Genomic DNA, 8,813 nt, shown 5'->3' with positions numbered 1-8,813 from the left:
GGGAATGGCAAAGGGGGTGCAAGCTCCCCTTTGATGCGCTTTTTGCTTACTTTTTATCGCATCATAAAAAGAAAGTGCCCGCCCAGCATGAGGGCTGCAAAAAAGTTTTTTATAAAGAACAAACGCCCGCCGGTTCGAGGCGATGAAAAAACTATTATTTGCGACCTATGGTCGCGCGCCCGACGCCGCCCCACGCGGAGGGCGCAACTTTCGCTACGCTTACTTGCACCTCCGCCGGCGTCGGACGGTGCCACTCAGACGCGAAAGAACTTTGGCTGTAATCTCCCTATGTTAGGCCGGAGCCATCTCCGGCGGAGGGTGCCGCTCGGCACCCGAACCGAGTCGTAACAGACCCAATCCGCAGGCTGCGACCCGAAACTGTACTTGTCCCGCGCGCTGGCGGAAATCCTGTTCAAAAGCGCAAGCTGCTTTTGAACGATTTCCTACTTCAGCCGTCGCACGCGGGTGCCGCTCGGCACTCGAACCGCAGCCGTTGGCTGTTTTATTGGCTTCCTCTACCCCAAAGCCCCGCTGGCGCCGACCCATTTTGCAAACAAAAAACTATTTCATTCCGCGCGCTGGAGGAAATCCTGTCCAAAAGCGCAAGCTGCTTTTGAACGATTTCCTACTTCAGCCGTCGCACGCGGGTGCTGAGCGGCACCCGATCCGGGCCGGGACTAACCCAACCCCGCAGACAGCGGCCCCGTGAGTTAACCACAACGCTCAGAAATGCAAAAATAACAAATAAATACGAAAGGAATCGGACGCATTTTCGTAGCTTTGCTGAAAACAGACCCCGAAAGAGCATGGTAATCGAGTTGATCGTCGTCGGCAAAACCGTAGGGACGTGGCTGGAAAACGGGATACGGGAATATACGGGCCGGTTGGAGCATTACGTGCGCTTCAGCACCACCATCATCCCCGAACTGAAAAATGCCAAAAACTGGCGCACGGAACAAATCAAGACAGCCGAAGGAGAACAGATACTCGGCAAGCTCGCCCCTTCAGACCGCGTCGTGCTGCTCGACGAGAACGGGCGGCTGCCCGAAAGCTCGACAGCGCTGGCCGACTGGCTGCAAAGCACGATGAACCGCGGTACCCGGAAACTCGTTTTCGTGATCGGCGGCGCCTACGGCTTTTCGGCAGCCGTGTATGAACGGGCCGACGAAAAAATATCGCTTTCCCGGCTTACCTTCTCGCACCAGATGGTGCGCCTGATCTTCGCCGAACAGCTCTATCGCGCATTCACCATCCTCGGCGGCGAACCTTACCACCACTCCTGATGCACCGAAACACACATAAACGAACGAACCTGTTCCGCGCCTTCGGGCTCCGTTTCCGGGCACGCACAGGCCCATTCGTGCTGCCCATAGCCTTGTGCCTGCTGGCCGTGAACCTCTTCTACTCGATGTTCTTAGTGGGCCGGAAAGTCGATCCGGACAGCCAGCATATCGTACACGCACTCGAAGCCATCGAACGGGAGACACGGCACACCGTACAAAGCTGGCTCGACACTCAGGACGACACCCTGTACATACAGCGCCTCTGGTACGGCGACATACCCGCCTCGTGGAGCGACAAAGGCGTTTCGCTGCTGCTGTTCCGCGACTCGTCGATGGTCTACTGGTCCAACTACGAATACCCGCCCAACATCGACCCGATCTGGCTGACCCCCTCCTCCACCCTCCGCCAGATCGGCCCCTACCAAGTACTGACCCGTCTGGAGAGCCGGAACGGCAAAAGCGCAGTCGTATCGATCGCCCTGCGCGACCGCGAGACCGACCGATACAACCCCCGGATTTTTCCCGAACAGCGCATCGCCCTGCTGCCCGCCAGCGACAGCATCCGAGCCCGGTTAGTGCAGGCCCGGCTGATCGAAGCGGCCGGCAACAGCTTCTACATCGAAGCCAAACCGATGCAAAGCATGCCCTGGTGGGCCGAGCTTTGCGGATGGTGCGCCGTTCTGCTGCTGTGCCTGCACCTCAAAAACATCGTGCGGCGGCATACCACCCGCCACAACGTATTCCAGAACGCCGGCATCCTGCTGATAGTCTACTCCCTGATCCGTATCGGCATGCACTACGCCGGCATCCCGAACGCCAACGGCGTGCTGTTCCAACGCATATACGGCCTGCACAACCTGATCCTCAACTCGCTGGGCGACCTGCTGCTCAGTTACGGCATCCTCTTCATCTACATCGCCTACCTGTTCCAGGTGAGAGCCAAACTGAACTGGAAGTACCGGCGGTCCGGCATGAAAAGCCGCGCCCTCGCAACGCTGGCCAGCTGCACGCTGACGGCCGCAGTCATCGCCGTGTTCCACTACGCGCTGATTCTGTCGATCTACACCCCGAAGATCAACATCCAGATGTACGATCTCTTCGATCTGACGTACACCAGCGCCATGTTCTACCTGCTGACCGTACTGTTCGTCAGTATCCGCCTGCTGATCGCCCACGTCGGCCTCACCCTGTTCGGCACCCGCAAAATGGCCCTGCGGATCGGCGTCACCATCGCACTGATCCTGCTGATTCTCTGGCCCATCGAAACCCAGATCCGCCACACCGGATACATCCTCATCCTGTTCTACCTCACCACCGCAGCAACCGAATACTTCCGCATCAGCTACAAACACAGCGACTCCTTCTTCATCTCGCTATTTATCTCCAGCGCCTACATCGCCTTCTTCGCCACCCAGGAAAACGCTTTCGCCCAGAACAACGCCCAGAAACTCTACGCCCGGATTCTGGCCACCACGCCCCAAGACCACGCGATTCTCCGCAACGAAGAGCAGACCACCGGAGAACTCAGCCTCGACATCCGGTTCCAGTACTTCTCCTACGCCCGCGTCGTCGACAACCAGATCATATTCAAGCACGACAACAGCAACGATTACCAGGGACTGGCCCCCATCATCCCGCCGGGCCGCGACACCACGCTGACCCGCAACGGCCAGACGCACTTCATATACAACTACTACAGTCCGGACGGACGCCCCGGCCTGCTGCTGATCAGCCGGAAAGCGACCACCATGCTCGACGCAGTCTCGCTGTACGTCTATATCTTCCTGCTGCTCTTCATCCTGTGCGGCCTGCTGCTGGAAATCGCCGGCTACACTTTCAACATCCAGCGGCTCGGCACCCGGATGACCTTCAAGATACGCGCCGTGGTGATCGGCGTGGTTCTCTTCGCCATGGTGGCGGTCACCTGGGTAATCATCGGCCACACGCTCTCCAACTTTCGGAGCGAAAAACGGCGCTTCGTCAACAACAACATGCAGCGGTTAGGGTACAGCATCGCCCAATACCTCCAGGACACCGCCCTCGACGAACGAACCGCGCAGGAATGGCTGGCCGGCGAGCAAAACGACCTGGACTACAGCATCAGCCTCTTCGACCCGGACGGCAACCTGATCGCCACCTCGGCCGACAGCCCACTCGACGCCAGCCGCATGAACAGTTCGGCCTACCGGTACCTCCATTACCTGGGCAGACCGTTCTACGCCGCCGACATCGGCCAATCGCAGTACACATCGGCCTTCGCCCCCATCGTCACGAACGGCACCCTGCGCGGCTACCTCAATCTGCAATACTTCAGCCCGAGCGCCAGCAACAGCTACCTGCAACACGAGCTGCTGTCCGACATTCTCAACCTGTTTCTGATCGTCCTCTGCATCGCCGTGCTCCTGTCGGAGCTGCTCTACCGGCTGCTTATCAAGCCTTTCAACCAGCTGCGCGAAGCGATGGGCAACATCTCCAAAATGCAGAAAATAGACGCCGTGGGTTCCAGCCGCAAAATCAGCGACGAAGTGGGCCTGCTCGTGGAGCAATACAACACGATGATCGACTACCTGGAGGAGAGCTACCGCCGGCTGGCCCGCAGCGAACGCGAGGGAGCGTGGCGAGAGATGGCCCGGCAGGTGGCCCACGAAATCAAGAACCCGCTGACCCCGATGCGGCTCAAGATACAGATGCTCCAACGCTCCATGCGGCAGAACGACTGCGACACACTGCGGCCCCAGGTGGAATCCACGCTGGCCCTGCTCCTCGACCAGATCGACCTGCTGAACAAAATCGCCAGCGAATTCTCGGACTTCGCCAAGATCGGAGAGGGGCGTCCCGTCCGGGTGGATCTGATCCCGCTGGTGTGCAACGTGGCCAAGCTCTACTCGGGGTACGACAACATCGGCGTAAGGCTGCATCTCGAATGCGACAGCGGTCTGCCAAACAGCGATCCGGCGGCCGGCGAGACCGAGGCCGTCAGCGTGCCGCTGCCGGTCAAGACCGATTCCCGGCCAATATGGGTGACCGCCGATCCGGATCACCTGACCCGCGTGTTCGTCAACATCTGCCAGAATGCCGTACAGGCGATGGCCGGGCAAAGCCCTGCGTGGATCGACATCGACCTGCGGGTGCTCTGCGGCCGGGCGTGGATCAGCTTCCGGGACAACGGACCCGGCATCCAGGAGGAGATCCAAAAAAAGATTTTCACCCCGAATTTCACCACCAAAAGCAGCGGCAGCGGCTTGGGACTGGCCCTTTCGCGCAAGATCGTCGAACAGCTGGGCGGCCATATCGCTTTCGAGAGCACGGTGGGGGTCGGCACGATATTTACCGTCGACCTGCCGATCGACACTTCGCAGGAAACAACAACGGAGGGATTCCCGACGGCACCCGGTTGCTGAAAATCTGCTGTTTCGCTATCCTCTGTCTGGAGTTTCCGGCTGGCGCGGTGCAAGCTCGGCCTCCGGTCGCTTGCCTCTCGGAAAAGACATAAAAGAAGCGCGATTATATACTTTAATGTACTTTTTTCCTCTTTTCGGTTCGGCTCTGCGCCGGGGGCCGCTTTTAGCGGCCGGGGGGCGGCGCGAGCCGAAAAATCGGGACAAGGGATGCCTGGTACGATAAAGTATATAATCGTAAAAAGAAAATGGGCAGTCCGTCACGGCCTGCCCATTTCCCTGCTTCGGGGAACCACCCCCTCGGCTACTAACCCAAACTCTTTATGAAAAGAAGCAATTTGTGTATCAAACTGCCACCCTCCCTAAATCGATGCGACAAAGGTAAGGCAAGAAAACCGAATTACAAAATTATTTTATTAATTTTTTAAAATTTTTTAATAACAAAATAGCATCAATCTGATTATCAATGAATTAAAAACAGGCCGAGGCTTAAGGAAATTTATATTACCTTTGTGAACGTCAATAAAAGCGAACGAGATGGGAAACATCGTAGCGATCGTGGGGCGGCCGAACGTCGGCAAGAGCACCCTGTTCAACCGGTTAGTGGGGATGCGGCAGGCTATCGTGGACGCCACCGAGGGGACTACCCGTGACCGCCATTACGGAACGACCGACTGGAACGGCCGCGAGTTTACGGTGATCGACACGGGCGGCTTTACGGTCAATTCCGAAGATATTTTCGAGCAGGCGATCTGCCGGCAGGTGCAGTTAGCGATCGACGAGGCGGATGAGTTGATATTCATGGTCGATGTCGAGACGGGGATCACCGACCTCGACCTGACGATGGCCGATATGCTGCGCAAGCAGTCGAAACCGGTGCATTTGGCCGTCAATAAGGTGGACAACTCCGTGCGGCAGGCGGATTCGTATGAATTCTACTCGCTGGGGTTGGGCGATCCGATCACGATCAGCTCCATGACCGGTTCCGGAACGGGAGAGTTGATGGACGCGATCGTTGCGGCGCTGCCGGCGGAAACGGCCGGCGAGGCGGGGATCGACGACGGGACTGCGGTTCCGGAGGTGCCTGCGATACCGAAGCTCGCGATCGTGGGGCGGCCGAATGTGGGAAAATCGTCGCTCGCGAATGCCTTGCTGGGTGAGGAGCGGAACATCGTCACGCCGATTGCCGGGACGACGCGGGATGCGATCCGCAGCCATTACAACAAGTTCGGCATGGAGTTCGACCTGGTGGACACTGCCGGGCTGCGCAAGAAGCAGAAGGTGACGGACGACCTGGAGTTCTACTCCGTGATGCGGACGATCCGGGCGATCGAGGAGTGCGACACGGCCATTCTGATGCTCGATGCCTCGCAGGGGGTCGATGCGCAGGACATGAATATCTTCCACCTGATCGTCAAGAACCGGAAAGGGTGTGTGATCGCGGTCAATAAGTGGGACACGATTCCGGACAAACAGTCCAATACGATGAAGGAGTATGCCGCGCAGATTCGCGGGAAGTTGGCGCCGTTCAACGATGTGCCGATCGTCTTCACGTCGGTGACGGAGAAACAGCGTATTTTCGATGCTTTGAAGATGGCGCTGCATGTGTGCGGGAACCGGAGGCGGCGCATCCCGACTTCGGAGTTGAATGATTTTATCCTGCCGATCATCGAGCAGACGCCGCCGCCGACTATCAAGGGGAAGTATATCCGGATCAAGTATGCGATGATGCTGCCGACGCCGACGCCGCAGTTCGCTTTTTTCGTGAACCTGCCGCAGTATGTGAAGGATTCTTACCGGCGGTTCCTGGAGAACCGGATCCGAGGGGAGTGGGATTTCGGGGGGGTGCCGATGCAGATTTATTTCCGGCAGAAGTAGACGGGTTGCCTGCCTTTGGGCTTTAGCGTCGAGGTGGGGGCGGTTTGCGCTTGAGCCGGGCTTCCGCCGGTGCGCGGTTTTTGTTTGGGGTAGTTCCAGCCCAAGCGATACGAAGTATCGCAGGCCCAGCGTGGGCACACGCCCCCGCGCGGGAGCGCAGTTCTCTCAAACTCTCCGTGCGCCACGCCGAGAGAGAAAATCGACGGTTTCAACGCGAGTTGAAAACGAACGATTTTCCCGGTGTGCGGTTTTTGTTCGGAATAGTTCCAGCCCAAGCGATACGAAGTATCGCAGGCCCAGCGTGGGCACACGCCCCTGCGCGGGAGCGCAGTCCTCTCAAACTCTCCGCGCGCCACGCCGGAAAAGGAAAATCGACGGTTTCAACGCGAGTTGAAAACGAACGATTTTCCCGGCGCGCGGTTTTTGTTCGGAATAGTTCCGATCCAAGCAAAACGAAATTTTGCAGGCCCAGCGAGGGCACACGCCCCTGCGCGGGAGCGCAGTTCTCTCAAACTCTCCGCGCGCCACGCCGAGAGAGGAAAATCGACGGTTTCAATGTCAGTTGAAAACGAACGATTTTCCCGGCGCGCGGCCCTTGTTAAGGTAAGTACAGCTCGACACTCGAGCAGGGAAATTGCTCGGCCAAGAAGCCCGAGGTTGCGACTTGGTTGAAAAACAGTACGGATAAAAAGTTTTGCGTGTTCGGCCTCGCGCCCACCCCCCGAGCGGCTTCGCCGCTGGGCGCAGAGGCCGGCGATTCTGTGAATCGCAACAACTAAAATTAAACCGTACTATTTTACAAACAACATTCGTTTGGGTCGGAGCCAGCGGGGCTTTGGGGTAGAGGCTGCCAAAAAAACAGCCAACGGCTGCGGTTTGAGTGCCGAGCGGCACCAGGCCTCCGCCCGGGGTGGCTCCGGCGCGCCCGGTTCTGCGAACCGGATTTTTTGCTGATGCGAAAACACAGTTTGGTATAGGAAAAGGATGGAACCAGCGGAGGCTTTGGGGTAGAGGCGGCCAATGAAACAGCCAACGGCTGCGGTTTGAGTGCCGAGCGGCACCAGGCCTCCGCGCGCGACAGCTGGAGAAGGAAATCGTTCAAAAGTAGCTTGCGCTTTTGAACTGGATTTCCGTTGGCGCGCGGAATGAAATAGTTTTTTGTTTGCAAAATGGGTCGGCGCCAGCGGGGCTTTGGGGTAGAGGCGGCCAATAAAACAGCCAACGGCTGCGATTCGTGTGCCGAGCGGCACCAGGCCTCCGCATGCCCGGGGTTGCGGGCCGACCGGTTCTGCGAACCGGATTTTTGCTGACGCGAAAACACAGTTTGGTATAGGAAAAGGATGGAACCAGCGGAGGCTTTGGGGTAGAGGCGGCCAATGAAACAGCCAACAGCTGCGGCTCGTGTGCCGAGCGGAGGTCTCCGCGTGGGGCGGCGTCGGGCACGCGACCAAAAGTCGAAAAGGATTGGATTCCGGCCCGCCCGTTGACACGGCATGAGCGAAACCCGACCGGTTCAGCGAGCCGAATTTTTCCAGGCATGCGGAAAGCTATATAAAACGATCGCAGCCGGCGGAAAATAAGAGCAAACAGAACGGGGTCGAATGCGACAAAAAGATTCGGAGCCAGCCGCGGAACGACACATTTTAGAGATACAATAAAAACCGAGCCATAACAGAAAGATGAAAGCGAACATCGAAACCTTAGGCGCCCTTCTGCTCATCATGGGCGGATTGAGTGCAAAGACATACGGCCAACTGCCGCCGACCCAGTGGCAATTCGGCGCAGCCGGCGACCGCGACGGGACGACCGCAGTGGCAGCAGCCAACGCCCTACCCGAGTGGCAGAACCCCGAGATCGCACACGTGGGAAGAGAACGGCCGCGGGCATTCTTCATGTCCTACGACAACCGGAATATCGCAGCAGCCAATGATTACACCACCTCCGAATACTATATCTCGCTCAACCGGCCGTGGCGGTTCAAGTGGCTGGCGGATCATCGGGAGCGGCCCGCGGATTTTTACAAACCCGAGTTCGACGTCTCTTCATGGGACACCTTGAACGTGCCCGCGACATGGGAAGTCAATGGGTACGGAGATGCCATCTACACCAACCAGCCTTACGAATTCATGCCCTACAAGCCCGTGCCGCCGAAATTGCCGGAGGCCAACGAAGTGGGGCTGTACCGCACCACATTTGAAGCGCCGCTGATGCCGGAGTCAGACTTGGTCATCGCCAGAAGGCGCTGGACCTCCGG

Annotated in this window: 3 protein-coding genes and 1 pseudogene; all 4 read left to right on the top strand. The window is 58.1% G+C overall.

From position 1 onward, the window contains the following. Positions 1–806: 806 nt before the first annotated feature. Positions 807–1,283, top strand: coding sequence for a 23S rRNA (pseudouridine(1915)-N(3))-methyltransferase RlmH (gene rlmH, locus Q0Z93_RS08570; RefSeq protein ID WP_298064548.1), 477 nt, complete (start codon positions 807–809; stop codon positions 1,281–1,283). Next, positions 1,283–4,684, top strand: coding sequence for an ATP-binding protein (locus Q0Z93_RS08565; protein WP_298064547.1), 3,402 nt, complete (start codon positions 1,283–1,285; stop codon positions 4,682–4,684). Before rlmH ends, Q0Z93_RS08565 begins: the two co-directional genes overlap by 1 nt. 534 nt (positions 4,685–5,218) lie before the next feature. Beyond that, on the top strand, positions 5,219–6,559 hold the full coding sequence (gene der / locus Q0Z93_RS08560; RefSeq protein ID WP_298064545.1) for a ribosome biogenesis GTPase Der: 1,341 nt from the start codon (positions 5,219–5,221) through the stop codon (positions 6,557–6,559). 1,679 nt (positions 6,560–8,238) lie between these two features. Then, positions 8,239–8,813, top strand: a pseudogene (locus Q0Z93_RS08555) (hypothetical protein); the annotation flags it as partial.

It is taken from the genome of uncultured Rikenella sp., assembly GCF_947628055.1.
Lineage (GTDB): Bacteria > Bacteroidota > Bacteroidia > Bacteroidales > Rikenellaceae > Rikenella.
This window is presented reverse-complemented; position numbering and strand designations above follow the sequence as displayed.